Source organism: Sporosarcina sp. P16b (genome assembly GCF_002743065.1).
In the GTDB taxonomy this organism is placed as follows: domain Bacteria; phylum Bacillota; class Bacilli; order Bacillales_A; family Planococcaceae; genus Sporosarcina.
Genome location: NZ_PDYO01000008.1, coordinates 116,889 through 134,202 on the forward strand (window position 1 = coordinate 116,889; position 17,314 = coordinate 134,202).

The 17,314-nt window shown below is 45.4% G+C and carries 22 protein-coding genes and 1 riboswitch; of the genes, 8 read left to right on the plus strand and 14 right to left on the minus strand.

All coding sequences use genetic code 11. The annotated features are described in order from the left end of the window. Positions 1 to 67: 67 nt before the first annotated feature. The 8 genes from CSV77_RS11130 to CSV77_RS11160 form a co-directional block, all read right to left on the minus strand. Complete coding sequence (locus tag CSV77_RS11130; protein WP_099673477.1) at positions 68 to 1,084, minus strand: ThiF family adenylyltransferase; 1,017 nt, start codon at positions 1,082 to 1,084, stop codon at positions 68 to 70. Further along, positions 1,081 to 1,854 (minus strand): thiazole synthase, encoded by a 774-nt coding sequence (locus CSV77_RS11135; RefSeq protein ID WP_099673478.1) that lies wholly within the window; start codon positions 1,852 to 1,854, stop codon positions 1,081 to 1,083. The genes CSV77_RS11130 and CSV77_RS11135 overlap by 4 nt, the downstream gene beginning before the upstream one ends. Further along, complete coding sequence (gene thiS / locus CSV77_RS11140) at positions 1,851 to 2,057, minus strand: sulfur carrier protein ThiS (RefSeq protein ID WP_099673479.1); 207 nt, start codon at positions 2,055 to 2,057, stop codon at positions 1,851 to 1,853. Before thiS ends, CSV77_RS11135 begins: the two co-directional genes overlap by 4 nt. Then, positions 2,041 to 2,640 carry a thiamine phosphate synthase gene (locus CSV77_RS11145; protein WP_099673480.1) on the minus strand — a complete coding sequence of 200 codons (600 nt, stop codon included), beginning with the start codon at positions 2,638 to 2,640 and terminating at the stop codon, positions 2,041 to 2,043. The genes thiS and CSV77_RS11145 overlap by 17 nt, the downstream gene beginning before the upstream one ends. 70 nt (positions 2,641 to 2,710) lie before the next feature. Beyond that, positions 2,711 to 2,819, minus strand: a riboswitch (TPP riboswitch). A 57-nt stretch (positions 2,820 to 2,876) separates the two neighbouring features. Further along, on the minus strand, positions 2,877 to 3,386 hold the full coding sequence (locus CSV77_RS11150) for a Crp/Fnr family transcriptional regulator (RefSeq protein WP_233212222.1): 510 nt from the start codon (positions 3,384 to 3,386) through the stop codon (positions 2,877 to 2,879). Positions 3,387 to 3,414: 28 nt separating this feature from the next. After that, positions 3,415 to 3,567 carry a hypothetical protein gene (locus tag CSV77_RS17140; protein ID WP_233212223.1) on the minus strand — a complete coding sequence of 51 codons (153 nt, stop codon included), beginning with the start codon at positions 3,565 to 3,567 and terminating at the stop codon, positions 3,415 to 3,417. Beyond that, complete coding sequence (locus tag CSV77_RS11155) at positions 3,545 to 4,150, minus strand: P-type ATPase actuator domain-containing protein (protein ID WP_099673481.1); 606 nt, start codon at positions 4,148 to 4,150, stop codon at positions 3,545 to 3,547. The genes CSV77_RS17140 and CSV77_RS11155 overlap by 23 nt, the downstream gene beginning before the upstream one ends. A gap of 15 nt (positions 4,151 to 4,165) precedes the next feature. Continuing rightward, positions 4,166 to 4,387: a heavy-metal-associated domain-containing protein gene (locus CSV77_RS11160; RefSeq protein WP_099673482.1), complete on the minus strand. Its 222-nt coding sequence runs from the start codon at positions 4,385 to 4,387 to the stop codon at positions 4,166 to 4,168. 165 nt (positions 4,388 to 4,552) lie between these two features. Between CSV77_RS11160 and CSV77_RS11165 the strand changes: the two genes are divergently transcribed. Both CSV77_RS11165 and CSV77_RS11170 read left to right on the plus strand, forming a co-directional pair. Continuing rightward, positions 4,553 to 5,233, plus strand: a complete 681-nt coding sequence (locus CSV77_RS11165; RefSeq protein ID WP_099673483.1) for a phosphoribosylaminoimidazolesuccinocarboxamide synthase — start codon at positions 4,553 to 4,555, stop codon at positions 5,231 to 5,233. Positions 5,234 to 5,600: 367 nt separating this feature from the next. Next, entirely contained in the window at positions 5,601 to 6,203 is a 603-nt protein-coding gene (locus tag CSV77_RS11170; protein WP_099673484.1) for a superoxide dismutase family protein, read from the plus strand. A gap of 208 nt (positions 6,204 to 6,411) precedes the next feature. Here the strand turns inward: CSV77_RS11170 and CSV77_RS11175 are convergent, their stop codons facing one another. The 3 genes from CSV77_RS11175 to CSV77_RS11185 all read right to left on the minus strand — a co-directional run bounded on the left by CSV77_RS11175 (position 6,412) and on the right by CSV77_RS11185 (position 8,362). Next, a complete protein-coding gene (locus CSV77_RS11175) occupies positions 6,412 to 6,702 on the minus strand; it encodes a DUF2653 family protein (protein WP_099636146.1) in 291 nt (96 codons plus the stop codon). Next, entirely contained in the window at positions 6,687 to 7,136 is a 450-nt protein-coding gene (locus tag CSV77_RS11180; RefSeq protein ID WP_099631947.1) for a hypothetical protein, read from the minus strand. Before CSV77_RS11180 ends, CSV77_RS11175 begins: the two co-directional genes overlap by 16 nt. Positions 7,137 to 7,234: 98 nt before the next feature. Beyond that, entirely contained in the window at positions 7,235 to 8,362 is a 1,128-nt protein-coding gene (locus tag CSV77_RS11185) for a CAP domain-containing protein (protein ID WP_099673485.1), read from the minus strand. Positions 8,363 to 8,638: 276 nt separating this feature from the next. Here CSV77_RS11185 and CSV77_RS11190 point away from each other — a divergent pair, with 276 nt between their 5' ends. Next, positions 8,639 to 9,100, plus strand: a complete 462-nt coding sequence (locus tag CSV77_RS11190) for a hypothetical protein (RefSeq protein ID WP_099673486.1) — start codon at positions 8,639 to 8,641, stop codon at positions 9,098 to 9,100. 21 nt (positions 9,101 to 9,121) lie between these two features. Next, positions 9,122 to 9,289 carry a hypothetical protein gene (locus tag CSV77_RS16935; RefSeq protein ID WP_158232066.1) on the plus strand — a complete coding sequence of 56 codons (168 nt, stop codon included), beginning with the start codon at positions 9,122 to 9,124 and terminating at the stop codon, positions 9,287 to 9,289. 277 nt (positions 9,290 to 9,566) lie between these two features. Here the strand turns inward: CSV77_RS16935 and CSV77_RS11195 are convergent, their stop codons facing one another. The 3 genes from CSV77_RS11195 to CSV77_RS11205 form a co-directional block, all read right to left on the minus strand. Then, positions 9,567 to 9,767, minus strand: a complete 201-nt coding sequence (locus CSV77_RS11195; protein WP_009766462.1) for a cold-shock protein — start codon at positions 9,765 to 9,767, stop codon at positions 9,567 to 9,569. Between the two features lie 191 nt (positions 9,768 to 9,958). Continuing rightward, positions 9,959 to 10,957: an inorganic phosphate transporter gene (locus CSV77_RS11200; RefSeq protein WP_099673487.1), complete on the minus strand. Its 999-nt coding sequence runs from the start codon at positions 10,955 to 10,957 to the stop codon at positions 9,959 to 9,961. Positions 10,958 to 10,970: 13 nt separating this feature from the next. After that, positions 10,971 to 11,591: a DUF47 domain-containing protein gene (locus tag CSV77_RS11205; protein ID WP_099673488.1), complete on the minus strand. Its 621-nt coding sequence runs from the start codon at positions 11,589 to 11,591 to the stop codon at positions 10,971 to 10,973. 256 nt (positions 11,592 to 11,847) lie between these two features. On the opposite strand from CSV77_RS11205, the gene CSV77_RS11210 reads away from it, so the two are divergent. The 4 genes from CSV77_RS11210 to CSV77_RS11225 all read left to right on the plus strand — a co-directional run bounded on the left by CSV77_RS11210 (position 11,848) and on the right by CSV77_RS11225 (position 16,953). Further along, positions 11,848 to 13,038 carry a chromate transporter gene (locus CSV77_RS11210; protein WP_099673489.1) on the plus strand — a complete coding sequence of 397 codons (1,191 nt, stop codon included), beginning with the start codon at positions 11,848 to 11,850 and terminating at the stop codon, positions 13,036 to 13,038. 71 nt (positions 13,039 to 13,109) lie between these two features. Next, positions 13,110 to 14,327, plus strand: a complete 1,218-nt coding sequence (locus tag CSV77_RS11215) for a multidrug effflux MFS transporter (RefSeq protein WP_099673490.1) — start codon at positions 13,110 to 13,112, stop codon at positions 14,325 to 14,327. A 631-nt stretch (positions 14,328 to 14,958) separates the two neighbouring features. Beyond that, positions 14,959 to 16,344 carry a class II fumarate hydratase gene (fumC, locus tag CSV77_RS11220; RefSeq protein WP_099631940.1) on the plus strand — a complete coding sequence of 462 codons (1,386 nt, stop codon included), beginning with the start codon at positions 14,959 to 14,961 and terminating at the stop codon, positions 16,342 to 16,344. Between the two features lie 84 nt (positions 16,345 to 16,428). Then, complete coding sequence (locus tag CSV77_RS11225) at positions 16,429 to 16,953, plus strand: PCYCGC motif-containing (lipo)protein (protein ID WP_099636155.1); 525 nt, start codon at positions 16,429 to 16,431, stop codon at positions 16,951 to 16,953. Positions 16,954 to 17,314 lie beyond the last annotated feature (361 nt).

Genomic DNA, 17,314 nt, shown 5'->3' on the forward strand with positions numbered 1-17,314 from the left:
GGGGCCAGCGCTCTATCCAACGTGTCAACCGATCATAGCCCACGCGCAAGCGCTCTAAGCACAAGCATCATCCCAATAAACCAGCGACGATCTTCCGTGCAACCATGATATCCTTCGTTCCATGTACCAACATCCTGCCATCGCGGAATAACACGAGTCGATGAGCGTTGTATTCACAGGAAACCAAATATGGGTTTTGTTTTAAATTAGAAACAATACCGCGAATGGATTCGGCAAATGGTAGTAGTTCCACTTGTCGGTTCCTTGGCCATGTCAGTTGCACGGTGTCGCGTCCGCACAGCACGGCAGTCCGAATGACTTCATTGGCAGATAGGTAAGGATAGGTTGGAGTGTCTGAGCAACTCGGACAACTAGATTTCTTCATACTGTGCACGTCCATTGCAGCACGTTCGCCTGTCCATAGATCGACGGATTCCAGGCGCGGTTCCATCTGCGCACCCGTTATACACTTCAGCAATTCGGCGGTTTGACGGGCAGCCGTTGTAACGACGATTGGTGAGATGACGCCGACTGTATCGCATGTTAAAGACTGTGGTGGTAACGCTTCGAGTAGACAATGCAAGCAGGGTGAGCCTTCTTTTACACCAATAGGAAACGTCAGCCCGTAGCTACCGACGCAAGCACCCATGAAGAAAGGGATGCCGAGTTGTAACGCTGCGTCATTTGCTAGTAATCGTGTTTCGATATTATCTGTGCCGTCGAGAATGAAATGATGTCCCTCGAATAGGTCGAGAACATTTTCAGGTGTCACATCCGCCACAATCCCACGAACTTTCACATCGCTGTTGATAGCGCGCAAACGGCTTTCTGCTGCAATCGCTTTCGGCAATTGATCCATGACATCTTGCTCTGTGTATAATTGCTGTCTATGAAGATTGGTCCACTCCAAAATATCACGATCAACAATCGTTAGTTCGCCGACCCCTGCACGGACAAGCATTTCCGCTCCGGAAGAACCGAGTGCACCCGCTCCTAAGACGAAAACTTTTGCCTCGCGGATACGCTGTTGTCCAACTGGTCCGATAGGTGCAAATAGCTCTTGCCGAGAATATTTTCCGGTCAATTCGTCACAAGCCCTTCAGTTGGACTGCTTGCTACGCCGTAATCGCGGACTGGCATACGTCCTGCCTTATAACCGAGACGTCCTGCTTCAATCGCGAGTTTCATTGCTTCTGCCATCATGACAGGATTTGCGGCTTCTGATACTGCCGTATTCAGCAATACACCGTCTGCTCCGAGCTCCATCGCGAATGCCGCGTCTTTTGGAGAGCCGACGCCAGCGTCAATGATGACGGGGACATTCGATTGCTCAATGATCAATGACAGATTCAGCGGATTCAGAATGCCTCTGCCTGAACCGATTGGCGCAGCGCCCGGCATGATGGCATGAACGCCTAATTCGCATAGTCTTCTTGCGAGCACTACATCGTCTGACGTATAAGGCAATACAATAAAGCCTTCCTCTAGCAGCATTTCAGTAGCGCGTAATGTCTCTACAGGATCTGGAAGCAATGAACGGCTGCATCCGATAATTTCCACTTTCACCATGTCACAAAGTCCTGATGCCTTTGCAAGACGTGCGATATGTACGGCTTCTTCTGCTGTACTTGCGCCTGCAGTATTTGGAAGTAATGTATAGCGAGTTAAATCCAATTGCTTTAGAAAATTGGGCTGCGACGCTTCGAAAATATCCATGCGTCGTACTGCAAACGTGAGGATTTCTGCTTCTGATACTGCAACTGCCTGCTTTTGTATTTCAAATGAAGGATATTTCCCTGTGCCTAGTAATAACCGTGAAGAGAATTCTTTATCTGCAATTTTTAACATCTTCATCCGCCTCCTACAAAATGTATAATTTCAATTTGGTCTCGATCCATAATCGGTGCGTCATAGTGATCTTTTTGCAAAATCTCTTTGTTTTTCTCCACAATCAAAATACGATCACCTAATCCCAAATGCTCAAGTAACTGTTGAATCGTCGCTACTTCTGGAACGACCGAATAGGTTTTTCCGTTCAGATCAATCATTTTCTTCATTAGACACGACTCCTATTCTATAACTTTGTAAGACTTTTAATGAACGCATAGGGGATAATACAGCCACGCCTGCTACGCCGTTTCGTTGTAAATCAGGCAAGTGGAGCGGCTGAATTCCGCCGATTGCATACACGGGGATCGAACTATACTTTGCAATAGAAAACAATTCTTCCGTGCCGCGCGCTGGTAGGCCGGGCTTTGATTTCGTCTCGAAAACATGCCCGTGCAAGAGCCAATCCGCGCCTTCCGTCGTAGCTTCCTTTGCTTCTTCCATTGAATGAATTGAGCACCCGAATTGTAGCTCGGGAAATTTCCGAAGTGCATCCCGTAAAGACATGCCATAGCCAGTCAACTGCACTTTTCTAAGGTTCAGCTCGCCAGCCACGTAAGGTCTGGCATGTATAATGAGCTTATCGAGTGGAAATCCGCTATTCGCAAGACGCGTAATCAAATCTGTCAGTTGTGCATCTGTCTTGGACTTTTCACGCAAAATAATAGCATCTAGAAACGGCGCTGTCTGCTGCAAGTGTAAAGTCAGTTCGTCAACCGAAAGACAGTCATCAGTCACGCCAAGTAACTTCATTCATTCCCCTCCAATAGAAAAAACCACTTCCCGAATCGGAAAGTGGTGGATGTGTCGACAGAAATATATACGGAACGACTCGCCACTTCCCTCCGCAGATGCTAATCTGTTCAGGTAATAAGGGTTTCAGAGCCACACTCTTTTCTCAGTCCTTGTGAAGGATTCCCCCAATGGTCAAAATATTTAGTTTTCAGAACTAGCGTATCATGTACGTAGTGGAATGAAAAGAGTTTCTTTTATAAAAGTAATAAAGCATCCAAATCGAGAATATCCACCGTTTTCATGCTGGACTGCCGAATCCAGCCCGACTCCTCGAATGCGCTTAATTTGCGACTAATTGTTTCAGGTGTCGTCCCGAGGTGGGAGGCGAGATCTTTGCGACTCATCGGTAATTCGACTGTCAATTGTTGTTGTTCTTCAGATAAATCGGCTAGATATAGGGCGATACGCGTTTCTGCTGCTTCCATACCGATCCGCGCTGCCCGTTGTTCTGTCCGGGCGAGGCGAGAGGAGAATTCCTCTAACATCTTTAATGAGATCGCAGGATGTTTTTGTAGAAGTTGTTGCATTTGATCACGTTGAATAATACATAATTCCACGGGTTCAAGTGTTTCTGCGTAGGCGTCATGAGGTTTGGCATTGAATAATGACAGCTCACCTGTGAAATCTCCCGGTTCTAAAATTCGCACGAGTTGCTCTTTGCCGTTTTCTGACAGGCGGTATACTTTGATTCGTCCTTTATGCAAAATATATAAACCTTCGGAGCAGTCGCCTTCATTGTAAATGATTTTTCCACGTGGATGCGAAGTGTTTCGCGCGAGTTCCTACTACGTGTTTCATCTGTTCAGTTTCCAAATGATTGAACAACGGAACGAGCGATACACACATATTTTGATCCGTCGTATTATTGTGGGGCTGTTGACTCATTCACTTTCACCTCGCTTATATTTCGACTGGCTGGTTTGTCACTAGTATAGCGTATTAATCGAATGGCGTTCAATATAACCAAAAGTACACTTGCTTCATTTATGGAAGCACTGCCTGTAACAATCGGTCCGTCAACTGGAACTTGTTCTCCTGAGCGAACGATTACTCGGTCACCGACTACTACCTCGTCAACAGCGATTGTCATTATTTTACCATCTCGAAAGACACTTGCTTCTAGTGGGGCCAGATCAATAAGTGCCTTGAGGGACGAGCGGGTTTTCTCCATTGTACGAATTTCAAGTAGCGCTCCGAATAAAAATAAGAAGGTAACTGCAGCGGATTCTACATACTCACCAATAAATAGCGCACCGATGACCGCGATGGTCACGAGAAGTTCAATACTAAAAGCTTTCATGCGGATAGCTTTCCATGCCTTGATTGCAATCGGAGTACCCGCGATTAAAGTGGCCGCGATTAATGTAATCTGACGCGCGTCATGAAGGCTTGCGAAGTGCAAGATGATCGCTGCTCCAAGCAAAATCGCGGATAGGGAAGTGATGCGTACGGTTTGCTTTGCGTTCATTTGAATGCCTCCTCTCTATGAGACTTTTTTATTGAGAACTGGATAGCCGAGTTTACTAATTAATTCCTGTAATTCATTGGCTTCTACGATAGATTCATCAAACTCGACTCGAACTTTACTTGAATGGAATAATACTTTTACTCGCTGTACACCTTTTGCTCGAGATAGTGCACCTTCAATTTTTTTGACACATGACGGGCAACTGAATGGTTCCATTAAAAATACGACTTTTTTCATTGATCTCATCCTCTTCTTGTGTATTTGTCAACTTAAGTATGAGAGTATTTTGTGAAAACGACCTTGACGCCCATCAACTTTTGTCAAACAATACTTTTTCTTCTCGTCAAAGTGCTTTATACTGAATAAGCAGTATACATTTATGAATAGAGGAGAATCGTACGGATGAAATTAACCTATTCTGGTAAAACGAAAGACGTCTACCGCTTGGAAGATGGCCACGTGCTATTGAAATTCAAGGATGATGTAACAGGGGAAGATGGTGTATTTGATCCAGGTGCCAACACAGTAGGCCTGACGATTGATGGTGCCGGGAAGTCTGGACTTCGCATGACGAAATACTTTTTCGAGAAATTGGAGGAGCAAAACGTACCGACGCATTACATCGATGCCGATCTGGATGAAGTGACGATGACGGTGAAGCCTGCTACGATCTTTGGTAAAGGATTAGAAGTGATTTGTCGATACCGTGCGGTCGGAAGTTTCTTGCGCAGATTCGGTGCGTATGCCGAAGAAGGACAAGTATTGGATGCATTCGTGGAAGTGACGCTAAAAGATGATGAACGTCAAGATCCACCCATTTCAGAAGATGCTTTGGCACAACTTCACATTTTGACGCATGAAGAATATGCGGTACTTAAAGAATTGACCCAGCAAATTTCTGAAGTAGTGCGATCAGAGATGGCGGAAAAAGGTTTAGAACTTTATGATATCAAATTGGAGTTCGGTCGCGATCCTGAGCGAAACATCATGTTGATCGATGAAATTTCAGGAGGCAATATGCGCGTTTATCGAGGCGATACATATATTGAACCAATGGAATTAGAAAAGATATTATTTTCATAAAACTCAACCGGAAACGAAAATTGTTTCCGGTTTTTTATATTGTCACTTACGCTATGCGCTGACTGACCTAGTATCAGGAGTGTTTTTTATTGTATAAGGGAGGGAGGGGGGAGTGGACGCTCATTCAAGTGGCTAGAGCGCTCTATTGTGCTGCATATTCGCTCTTAGTTTGTTGATAAGCGCTCTATAGGTCCTTGCAACCGCTCATTGTCGCGAGTTAACCGATCTATCTTGCCGGCTATCCGCTCTTAGAACTCCAACAGCATGTTAGAAAACTATAAAAGTGGGTACACTACATATTGTGGGTTCATTATCCAAATAGTAATGAACATCAAAGTACATAACTTACACGAGGAGGAATGCATTTATGTGGAAATTACCTAGTATTGTATTGGGATCCGCGTTAATGATGGCGGCTTGCGGTGGCGCGGCGGATGAAGAAAAAGAAAAAGAACCGGTGAACGGCAGCGGTGAACCCGTCGTGGAAGAAGAGGGGACAACGGAGCCTGAAGTGATGGCGCCAGTGATAAATGTGGATGGAGAAGAAATCGGTTCCGTAACGCTAACGCAAGGACCGTCTGGCGTAGCAATGGATGTCGACGTATCGGGCCTTGAGCCAGGGGAACACGGCATGCACTTCCATGAAACCGGTGTCTGTACAGCACCGGACTTTAAAGCATCTGCTGGCGGTCATTTCAACCCAACAGATAAAAAGCACGGATTGGATAATCCAGAAGGACACCACGCTGGTGACTTGGAGAATCTTGTGGCGGATGAAGATGGAAACGCAAAAGTTACTGTGACGACAGATGAAGTTACACTTGAGTCTGGAAAAGACAATTCATTACTCGATGAAGACGGAACGGCGTTGGTGATTCACGAGGGTCCGGATGATAACATCACAGATCCAGCAGGTAATTCAGGCGCGCCATTTGCTTGTGCAGAGATTACATCTGAGAATATGAAGTAATAAGTAGAACAGGATGTCCCGAGGTGTGGGGCATCTTTTTTGTGTGTTGAAGTTTTAAGTCAAAGTATATTGGAAATGGATAGTTAGTTAATATCTACGAAAAAATTAAAGCAGAAGGACGCAAATCTCCTTACGTATCCCATTGCCAGCCTCTTCATTCACATAGACGAAAAAAAGAACGCCCTCCCGGAAAGGGGCGTCCTGTTGATTACCGAACTATCGCGATAATCCCTTCTTCATCATCCAGCTTTAGCTGAATGCCTGCTGCCATCGGATCTTGATCGAGATACTGCTCAATCCAAAGGCGAAGTGCTTCGACAAGACGGGAGGTATCCAAATGATGCATCTTGCCATTAAGCTCGGCATCTGCTGAAAACCCAGTGTCCTCATCGTAAGCAAGTTCGACTTCCACGTCGTCTGGCATAGCACGTGACTCTTTTGCAATCAATACACAAACTGCATTTACTACGTCCTGTTCGTAGATTATCTGTTGTTCCATTGATTCATATCCTCATTGCGTTTACGCTCTTTCTCTTTGAAGATTGCGAAAATCTTCCGAACCATGTAAATGATGAAGACAATCGCTAACACGTTAATCAACAAGCCCATAATGGACCCAAGCATACCCATATTCGCAAACAAGCTGCCGAATAATAGACCCGCAAGTCCACCAACTAATAGACCTTTCATCAAGCCGCCACCCATACCGCCTGGCTTCTTCGCTGTGTTACCTGCTGTTGCTCTATCATTACTTTGATTGGTATCTTGTTTCTTTTCGGCTTTATTCGGTTGCACACGATTAGGTGTACTGAAACTCTTCTTACCAGACTTATAACCACGTGCTTCAGCAGTAATTTCATCTTGGAAGATGATGTTCCCGATTGGCGACAAAATCAATGTCGCAGCGAGGAAAAATGCAGCAAATTTTTTCAATTGATAATCTCCTTTAATGCTGTAATGAAGGTCTTGGATTTACCAAAGCCCTTGTCTTTATTTTACTGGATATCTTACCGTAATGAAAGGAAATTCCCTTACTTCGCGAAGAAGTTTTCAGTATAAAATGGCTGTTCTTTGTCATTGAAGTCTACACCGATCCCAATGAACTGGTAGTCACGGATTAATATGTTTTCTCTGTGGCCTTTTGAATTCATTAGACCTTCATGTGCAAAAATACTGCTTGACTGACCGTAGGCTAGGTTTTCACCCGCACTGACGAACGCCACCCCTTGCTTTTTCATACGGTCAAAAGGGGACTCGCCTTGCAAGTTTTTATGACTGAAGTAATCTTGTACTGCCATATCCGTACTGTGCAGACGTGCTGTTTCAGCCGCAAGTTCATCCCATGTTAAAATGGAGCGACCGTGTCGAACTCTTGCTGCGTTCGTCAAGTCAAATAGTTGCATCTCAAAGCCTTTACGCAACGCATCGTTTTTGGGGGCATAGAGGGCGGACTTTTTTTGCTCTAGCGAATCCGAGATTAATTGGACTGCGGTTACGGTATTGTCAGTATGCAGATCATAAAAGACATAGATATACAGACCATCCGTATGAAAGATGTCCATGCCTTCATCGTTTTGCAGCTTATAAATGTTTGTCCCTTTACGTATTTCAGAAATTGGTTCGCCTAGGCCTTTACGTATTTCCGCTTTCGGCACACCGTACTCGATGCCGATCGATGAAGCGATGAGGCGATCATTTGTATAGAGCGCATTGACGCGACGTTTGATATCGTATGACAACATGACGAAGTTCTGATAATTGTCATGGAATGTCAGCCATTCCGTTCCATATTCATTGACGGATTTCCGCATAGGTTCACCGAGCTTTTCCTTCACTTGCGCTTCGGTTGTACCAATTTCGATATTGTGGATAGAAATAATGCCTGTTGCCGGTGCATCGAGCACGGGTTGGGCGACTTCCTCTGGGGGACTGTTTCCGGCAGCTTTATTGGAAACGAATGTAATTAAATCGACAATCGATTCTTTTGTATAGTCAAGCGCAGATCTAACTACTTCCTCGTTCAGCACGGTTTCTACTTTGGCATCAAGCGGGTCGAGAAAAGATAAGTCCACGTATTCTGATACTGGACCTTCCCAGAAGGGCTTGAAAGCGTAGATGAGTACTGCGAGAAAGAGTAACTGAAACAGGCGTTTTATCATATGAAACCCACTCCTCATTCACATTATACTCTGTTTCACCCTCAGCAATACAGTGGGAACTATGAATTGTTGAAAATATTCCTCCAGAGTAGCAGGAAAAAGGGTATACTAAAAAAAGAATGGAAGTTTGGAAGGAGTGGATGGCATGTTCGGTGGCGTGAGCAGTGTACCTTCCTGGTTTTATATAATCGCATTTGTAGTCGTCATATTGCTTGTCCTGATTACGGAATGGCGAACGAGATGAAGACTGAATTTCAGTAGAAAGAAGGAAAAAACATGTTAACATTTGAAGAAAAACAACAGATTATAGAAGAGTTCCCGGAGTTAGTGAAGAAAGAAGTGTCTATGAAGCGCTTGAACTATCATTATGAAGAGTCTTTGTATGATAAGACGGTTGTCGTGCAACATTTGCACCCGAACGGCAATGCATTTGTCTACGTGGCAGATGTCAAAGGCTATGAAGCAGATGAACGTGGTCTAGTCAATGTACGCGAATACTCTGCGGATGAATTCCGTATAGTCATCCGCGCGGCAATTGAAGGACTGGCGACAGAGGTCCAGGCGCCTGAAACTATCGCGGAAACGTGGCAGAATTCCAATGGTCAGATGCTGACACTTCTTGAAGAAGATGGCTTCTTTAATATTTATCATGAAGTCAACTTGGAAGAGGGCTTCGGAGATTACCAAGAGGCGGCAAGTTATTTGAAAGAAGAAGGCTTTTCCGTCAAAACGAAATAACAGCTACAGAGGTGATAGCAAATGAAGGGCAAAACAGTTGCGGTTTGGCTTATCGTGGTGTTGATTGTGGCGGTAGTGGGCGTCGTGTTAATGGTTCAGACTACTTTCAAAAATAATCCTACACAAAAAAATCATCAATCCATGGACAACCAGTCGTACACCGAAATCGGAACGTTTGGTTGGCAATAAGCTATGAATGACTGTCGGGTATATACTATACTCGGCAGTTTTTTATGATGTGTAGTTAGTGGTTATGTAGGGTCGCATCACAACCGCGCCAAAGTTGACTACGACCGCGCTATTGCTGAAAATTATCGCGCTATTCCTACCTATCATCGCGCTAAACTTTCAGTAGATCGCGCAATACTACGTTATAACCGCGCCAAAGCTACCTAACACCGCGCCATATATATAATAATGCACAAAAAAACCACTTCCTAAAAAGGAAGTGGTTTGTATAGGTTAATTAGTTTTTAGTAACGTTAGTTGCTTGAAGTCCGCGTTGTCCTTGTTCGATTTCGAAAGACACGTCTTGACCTTCTTCAAGAGTTTTGAAGCCATCACCTTGGATAGCTGAGAAGTGTACGAATACATCGTCGCCATCTTCACGTTCGATGAAGCCATAACCTTTTTCTGCGTTAAACCATTTTACTTTACCTTGTTCCATGTTTGTTTCCTCCTCGTGCACACTCGTGTACACATTGTATTACTATCCTTGCTCAATTTCTAAAAAACGGTCGAGATAAATCGTAGACCAACGTCGAACAAAAATAATTCTTCTTTATCATAACAAGAAAAGCCAGAAATGGCAAGTGGAAAGATTGGTTCAAAGGATTGAACGACTAGATTCTCGCGTCATTATAGGAAAAGTGTGAATATTTTATAGATGACTGCAGCCATTAATGCAGAGATTGGCATCGTGATAATCCACGTCAAAACAATCTTCTGTGCGACTCCCCATTTCACGCCTTTCAAGCGCTGTGCTGAACCGACTCCCATAATGGAAGAAGAGATTACGTGTGTCGTACTGACAGGTAAATGAAGAAGGGTAGCACCGAAAATAATGACTGCGGAGTTCAAGTCTGACGCAATCCCGTGAATCGGCCGGATTTTCATAATCTTGCCGCCGACGGTCTTGATGATCTTATAACCGCCGATCGACGTACCGATTCCCATTGCAGTAGCCGCTGCAACCCGTACCCATAGTTGGATATCATCAGTTGTCTGTAATTCTGCCGCTATCAAAGCCATCGTAATAATCCCCATCGCTTTTTGCGCGTCATTCGTACCGTGCGTGAACGATTGAATCGCAGCCGTACCGATTTGCATATACCGAATACGGCGGTTCGCTTTGAATAAATTACGGTTCTTTAAGACCATACGTAATATGGTCATGACAAGAAATCCACCAACTAGTGCAATGATAGGAGATAGCAACAGTGCTTGAAGTATTTTGATGAAGCCGCTGTAATTCAGAATGCCGAAACCCGCTGCTGCAATCGCTGCGCCGGCAATGGAGCCGATCAGTGTATGGGAAGAGCTAGAGGGGATTCCGAAATACCACGTGACCAAGTTCCAAGTAATTGCAGAAACGAGTGCTGCCAAAATGACGAGCGATCCGTTTTCCAATACGAACGGATCGACGATGTCTTTCGTAATGGTTTTCGCTACGCCTGTGAATGTCAGCGCACCGACGAAGTTCATCGTAGCGGCAAGCATGATCGCCGTCCGCGGTTTCAATGCGCGTGTCGATACTGACGTAGCGATTGCGTTGGCTGTATCGTGGAAACCATTGATGAAGTCAAAAGCTAAAGCAAATATTACGACGAGAATGGTTAGTATGAGAATGGTATCCATCGGTCAGGACTCCTTATGCGTTGCGCATGATGATGGTTTCAATATTATTTGCTACGTCTTGACAAAAGTCTGCCGTATCCTCAAGTAGTTCATACAGATCTTTTAGTTGAATAATACGGATCGGATCTTTTTCGCGAAGGAACATTTGCTTAATGGAAGTTCGCAAAACTTCATCGCAAATACGTTCGTACTCTTTGATTTGCACAGCATGCGGGCGCATTTCGACCAACTTTTTCTTCGTCAGCAATTCCATCGCAAGAACGATTTCATCGGTACTTTTCATAATGTTGCTGACGAACTTCTGCATGTATTCATCGATTTCAATGAGAGAGAACATCTCAAGGTTCGCAAGAAAATGTTCCATGCCATCCAAGATATCATCCATTGCAATCGCGATGTTCAGAATATCTTCCCGTTCAATAGGTGTCATGAACGACGTATTTAGTTTTGTAATCAAATCATGAATCAGCGTGTCGCCTGCTGTTTCATATTCTTTCATTCGAATGCTGATTTCTTTCAGATCTGAAACGGATTGGACTTTAGAATCGTTCGCATAGTGCATAGATGCTTGCACATGTTTCGCGATGTCTAATAATGCTGTGAAAAATGGATCGGGTTTACGTGGACCTAGCATTTGAATTCCTCCATTTATAGATGACATCGATAGTTATTACATCATACAAAATACATGTGTAAAAAGATAGCGAACAGTGTAGAAATTACGCGGAATGTAGGTGAGTTTCCGTTAATAAAACTTCGTAAACATAATCAGTGCTTTACTTGGTGGAATATTGTTAAGTTATTGTAAAGATGTATCAGAATCATTGAAAATAACTGTGGACATGAGATGATCGGCAGTAAAGGATTATATAAACGAAAAGGAGATTGAAATGGAGCATACTATGACCTCTTCTATAAAAAGATTAGTAGAACTATTTATCGTATCGCTAAAACTAGGGCTGACCTCATTTGGCGGCCCTACTGCACATTTAGGTTATTTCCATGAAGAGTATGTACGAAAACGTAAGTGGATGGACGAAAAAAGTTATGCGGATTTAGTGGCGTTGGCACAATTTCTTCCAGGTCCGGCAAGCAGTCAGGTAGGGATTGGCATCGGCGTGGCACGAGCAGGGGTGTTAGGCGGACTGGTTTCCTTTCTAGGCTTCACCATGCCATCCGTAGTAGCGTTGATCTTGTTTGCTACGCTTCTAGCAGGCACGGATGTGAGTGAGGCTGGTTGGCTGCACGGATTGAAAATCGTGGCTGTGGCAATCGTTGCGCATGCGATACTAGGAATGGCGAAGAATTTAACACCGGACGTCAAGCGAAAGGCCATTGCGTTACTTGCGCTCGTCGTCACACTGTTATGGCAAGCCACTTTTACGCAAGTCAGTGTGATTGTCATAGCTGGACTTGTGGGATTATGGCTTTTCAACGTGCATGATACGTCTGACGCTGTTTCAATGAAATTTCTTGTATCAAAGAAAATGGGAGTTATTTGCTTAACACTGTTTTTCACTTTACTCGGTATTTTGCCGTTGCTTCGGGAACTAACAGGGTCTTACTGGGTTGCATTATTCGATAGTTTTTATCGATCGGGTGCACTCGTATTCGGAGGTGGACACGTTGTCTTGCCTTTATTGGAACAGGAATTGGTACCAGTGGGGTGGATTGGAAGCGAGTCGTTTCTAGCCGGTTACGGTGCGACGCAAGCGGTTCCGGGACCGTTGTTTACGTTTGCTGCCTATCTCGGTGCATTGATGAACGGTTGGCAAGGTGGATTATTCGCGACCGTTGCGATTTTCCTGCCCGCATTTCTTTTGATCATCGGTGCTCTGCCTTTTTGGGATGCCTTACGCAATCATCCGAAAATCAAAGGAGCTGTTATGGGTGTCAATGCTGCGGTCATCGGAATTTTACTCTCGGCGCTATACAATCCAATTTGGACAAGCTCCATTTTACAGGCGGAAGATTTCGCATTGGCAGCGATTTTATTTAGTATGCTGACCTTTTGGAAGTTGCCTCCGTGGCTCGTCGTGCTAGCCGGGGCGCTAGGCGGAACTTTACTCTCCATATGGTAGAAAGGCAACCAAATGCGGTTGCTTTTTTGTTATACTGAATGAATTCTATAGAAGAAAAGGGTTTTGTACATATGAATACTTCATTACAAAAGAGACTTCCATTGCCAACAGTTTGGCTTGTGCTATTGCTCGGCTCGTTGTCAGCATTCGGTCCGCTGTCGATGGATATGTATTTGCCGGGATTGCCCATTGTGGCGGATGATCTAAACGCTTCGACATCGCTCGTCCAATTAAGTCTGACGGCCTGTTTAATCGGTTTAGGCGCAGGCCAGCTCATTTTCGGTCCGTTAAGTGATATTTACGGCCGACGCAAGCCGCTCGTCATTACGCTCATAGTGTACGCAATCGCTTCTGTATTATGTGCGTTTAGTCCAAACATCTGGATTTTTGTGGCATTGCGTTTCGTTCAAGGTATGACAGGCGCTGCGGGAATTGTGATCGCGAGAGCCTGCGCGCGTGACTTATATGTAGGAAATGAATTAACGAAATTCATGGCGATGTTGTCGATTGTCAGTGGAGCAGCACCGATTCTTGCGCCCATTGTAGGAGGTGTCGTGCTGAACTATGCTTCGTGGCAAGCGGTGTTCTTTTTACTCGGTGTCATCGGTTTATTGATGTTTGTATCAACAGCCTGTTTCTTGCCGGATACGTTGCCGGTTGAAGGACGTGCAGACAGCGGAATGCTTGCGGTTGTTAAGACGTTTAGTGGTCTACTGAAGGATAAGTGGTTCATAGGCATCGCGTTGACGCAAGGCTTAATCATGTCGAGCATGTTCGCGTATATTGCGGGATCTCCGTTCGTTTTACAGAATATGTATGGTGTGACGGCGCAACAGTTTTCCTTGTTCTTTGCGCTAAATGGTGTCGGGATCATCACAGCGGCGCAATTGACAGGTCGACTTTCGGGCAGGATTCACGAGGTGAAGTTCTTGCGCGCGGGCGTGTTGATGTCGTTCGCAGCAAGTATTTTATTGTTGTTGACTGTCTGGAATGAATGGCCACTCGCAGTGATTGCGACGGCGTTATTCTTTATGGTGTCGAGCGTTGGTTTGGTATCACCAGCGTCATTTTCGCTTGCGATGCAGAGTCAGGGGAAGTCAGCAGGAAGCGCAGCGGCATTTCTCGGGCTGATGCCTTTCATTGGCGGTGCAACGGTTTCGCCGCTAGTAGGTCTAGCGGGAGACAGTTCAGCTTGGCCGCTTAGTATTGTGGTGTTGATATGCAGTACTGGTGCTCTGGTGATGTTCTTTACGGTGGTTCGGAAAGCGTTTCAATTGCAAGAGGTTTGAGTAGAGGGCTGGCAGTCGTGTTGGGGTAAGGGATTGGTGCTTCGGAGGGGACGCTTTCCTAGAGGGCTCGCGGTGAGACAACCAGTCGCAAGCGCCCTCGGTTGTCTCGACTGTCGAGCTGATCCTCCGGGAGTCGCCCCTCCTAGTGCAAAGATGTGCTCCCAACGCTTCGCTTATGCTCGCAAAAGCCGTACTTCGCAACGGCTCTCGTGCCAACCCTTTGCAATGCGAGTGGGTGATACTTGTTGTTGTGCATTGAAGTAATTGTTGTAATCGATTCTATATTTGAACTTGAGAAGCCCTTGAACTTAAACCAGATTCAAGGGTTTCACTAATTTACATACTATCGACAGAATGTGATCTACGTCCTCCTACTAACCACGTAGGATTGAAGCGGAAGCTGGCGGCGACTCCCAATGGATCAGCGAGAACCTTGAGACCCCGCAGGGAGCAAAGCGGACGAGGAGGCTCAAGCCGAGCCCATGGGAAAGCGTCCGCCAGCTGGAGCTTCAATCCTTTCACACACACCAAGTAACTCACACTCTCAACCCTTTTTAATTCAAATCTGCTCGAAAATAAGGCATGATAGAGATAGAGAGTCTGATTATTACTTTGAAAGGTGGATGTAAAGATGGAATATCGTATTGAGCATGACACGTTCGGAGAAATACAAGTACCAGCAGATAAGTTATGGGGTGCGCAGACGCAGCGCAGTAAGCACAACTTTAAAATCGGCGGGGAACGCATTCCGCTTGGTGTAATCCAAGCCTTTGCCCATTTGAAGAAATCAGCAGCGATCGCAAGCCATTCATTCGGCAATCTGTCCGAAGTTAAAATGAAAGCCATTAAAGCAGCAGCAGAAGAGGTCATCGAAGGCAAATGGGACGAGCACTTCCCATTGGTTGTGTGGCAAACGGGAAGCGGTACGCAGTCGAACATGAATATGAACGAAGTACTTGCTAACCGTGGTAACCAGTTGCTTGAGGAGTGGGGCGAGGAAGAACGCCTGCATCCAAATGACGATGTCAACAAATCACAGAGCTCGAACGATACATTCCCAACAGCACTACACGTGGCGGGAGTTATTGCGGTAGAGCGCGAAGTATTGCCGGCAATTGATAAATTAGCCGCAACACTTCAGAAAAAATCCGAAGACTTCGCAGATATTATTAAAATTGGACGTACGCACTTGCAGGATGCAACGCCATTGACATTAGGTCAAGAAATCAGCGGCTGGCACAAAATGCTAGAGAAAACGCACAGCATGCTAGAAACAAGTGTCCAGACAATGAAAGAACTCGCAATCGGCGGTACAGCAGTTGGAACGGGACTTAACGCGCCAGCTGGATTCGGTGAAAAAGTAGCGGAAGAAATTTCGAAGTCCGTGGGCATCGAGTTTACATCTGCAGAGAATAAGTTCCATGCCTTGACGAGCTACGATGAAGTCGTTTACACACACGGCGCACTGAAAGCATTGGCTGCAGACTTGATGAAAGTAGCGAATGACGTACGTTGGTTGGCAAGCGGTCCACGTTCGGGTATCGGTGAAATTACGATTCCGGAAAACGAACCAGGCAGCTCGATTATGCCAGGTAAAGTGAACCCGACACAAAGTGAAGCGTTGACAATGGTTGTGGCGCAAGTAATGGGGAACGACGCAACAATCGGTTTTTCAGCGAGCCAGGGGAACTTTGAATTGAACGTCTTCAAACCAGTTATTATTTACAACTTCCTACAATCAGCGAAATTACTTGCTGACGGTATGATTAGCTTTAACGATAACTGTGCGGTAGGGATTGAACCGAACCGTGAAGAAATCGACAATAAAGTTAAAAATTCCTTGATGTTAGTCACAGCATTGAATCCACATATCGGCTATGAAAACGCGGCGAAAATTGCGAAGAAAGCTCATACAGAAGGTACAACGCTGAAAGAAGCAGCACTTTCTACTGGTTTATTGACGGAAGCGCAATTTGACGAATATGTAGACCCAAGCAAAATGACGGGCAACTCTTAATTGTCACGAATTTGTACGCTTGTTGTTCCCGCAACTCTTGTATACTAAAGACATAACCTCTATACAAAGGAGTCGGGAATATACATGAAAAAGAAGTTACTTGCAGGACTAGCGGCACTGACATTGGCGCTTGCAGCATGCGGAAACGGCGCTACAGAAAAGCCTGCTGAAGTAAATCCACAAGATTCACAGGCAGAAGCAGGACATGATCACGCAAAGCAACTACCGAACGGCGACTTGCAGGAAGTAACTGCTTCGGCGGATATCTTGCCTTCATTCCTAGACGATAAGCCAGAAGATATGCGCAAGGTCTATCAAGTGGCGGCCAACGCGACGGAGATCTTGGAATACATGCCTTGCTATTGCGGTTGCGGAGATAGTGCCGGACACAAGAGTAATATGAATTGTTTCTTGGATGAAGTGCGCGAAGATGGCTCCGTTGTCTGGGACGATCACGGCACTCGCTGCCTAGTTTGCCTAGAGATCGCAGTGAAATCTGTACAAATGAAGCAAGACGGAAAGTCTATGAAAGAAATCCGCGACGCGATTGATGCGGAATACGGTAACGGAAATTATGCGAAACCGACAGATACTCCAATGCCTGCTTAATTGATTCATTTAGGCTGCAGATTCACTCTTTTAATGAGAGTGGGTCTGCAGTTTTTTTGTGTTTTGCCCAATGCCCGCGGCCCTACACCTTACACCCATGCAATCTATCGCCGCGCCATCTAGTTCTTGGCATTCGCAGCGCGCGCTCAATGAATCACGTTACCCGCTCAATGTGGTCCCGCAAGCGCTCTATGCGTAGTGTAATCCGCTCAATCGCGATTCGTATACGCTCATAGTTTTTCGTTACCCGCTCAATGAGGTCTTGCATCCGCTCAATGCCCGCGGCCCTACACCTTACACCCATGCAATCTATCGCCGCGCCATCTAGTTCTTGGCATTCGCAGCGCGCGCTCAATGAATC

Bases quoted from the DNA above. Each gene is read 5' to 3' on its own strand.
- CSV77_RS11135 (WP_099673478.1), bottom strand. From the start codon at position 1,854: ATGAAGATGTTAAAAATTGCAGATAAAGAATTCTCTTCACGGTTATTA.
- thiS (WP_099673479.1), bottom strand. From the start codon at position 2,057: ATGAAGAAAATGATTGATCTGAACGGAAAAACCTATTCGGTCGTTCCA.
- CSV77_RS11145 (WP_099673480.1), bottom strand. From the start codon at position 2,640: ATGAAGTTACTTGGCGTGACTGATGACTGTCTTTCGGTTGACGAACTG.
- CSV77_RS17140 (WP_233212223.1), bottom strand. From the start codon at position 3,567: ATGAGTCAACAGCCCCACAATAATACGACGGATCAAAATATGTGTGTA.
- CSV77_RS11155 (WP_099673481.1), bottom strand. From the start codon at position 4,150: ATGAACGCAAAGCAAACCGTACGCATCACTTCCCTATCCGCGATTTTG.
- CSV77_RS11160 (WP_099673482.1), bottom strand. From the start codon at position 4,387: ATGAAAAAAGTCGTATTTTTAATGGAACCATTCAGTTGCCCGTCATGT.
- CSV77_RS11165 (WP_099673483.1), top strand. From the start codon at position 4,553: ATGAAATTAACCTATTCTGGTAAAACGAAAGACGTCTACCGCTTGGAA.
- CSV77_RS11170 (WP_099673484.1), top strand. From the start codon at position 5,601: ATGTGGAAATTACCTAGTATTGTATTGGGATCCGCGTTAATGATGGCG.
- CSV77_RS11175 (WP_099636146.1), bottom strand. From the start codon at position 6,702: ATGGAACAACAGATAATCTACGAACAGGACGTAGTAAATGCAGTTTGT.
- CSV77_RS11185 (WP_099673485.1), bottom strand. From the start codon at position 8,362: ATGATAAAACGCCTGTTTCAGTTACTCTTTCTCGCAGTACTCATCTAC.
- CSV77_RS11190 (WP_099673486.1), top strand. From the start codon at position 8,639: ATGTTAACATTTGAAGAAAAACAACAGATTATAGAAGAGTTCCCGGAG.
- CSV77_RS16935 (WP_158232066.1), top strand. From the start codon at position 9,122: ATGAAGGGCAAAACAGTTGCGGTTTGGCTTATCGTGGTGTTGATTGTG.
- CSV77_RS11195 (WP_009766462.1), bottom strand. From the start codon at position 9,767: ATGGAACAAGGTAAAGTAAAATGGTTTAACGCAGAAAAAGGTTATGGC.
- CSV77_RS11200 (WP_099673487.1), bottom strand. From the start codon at position 10,957: ATGGATACCATTCTCATACTAACCATTCTCGTCGTAATATTTGCTTTA.
- CSV77_RS11205 (WP_099673488.1), bottom strand. From the start codon at position 11,591: ATGCTAGGTCCACGTAAACCCGATCCATTTTTCACAGCATTATTAGAC.
- CSV77_RS11210 (WP_099673489.1), top strand. From the start codon at position 11,848: ATGGAGCATACTATGACCTCTTCTATAAAAAGATTAGTAGAACTATTT.
- CSV77_RS11215 (WP_099673490.1), top strand. From the start codon at position 13,110: ATGAATACTTCATTACAAAAGAGACTTCCATTGCCAACAGTTTGGCTT.
- fumC (WP_099631940.1), top strand. From the start codon at position 14,959: ATGGAATATCGTATTGAGCATGACACGTTCGGAGAAATACAAGTACCA.
- CSV77_RS11225 (WP_099636155.1), top strand. From the start codon at position 16,429: ATGAAAAAGAAGTTACTTGCAGGACTAGCGGCACTGACATTGGCGCTT.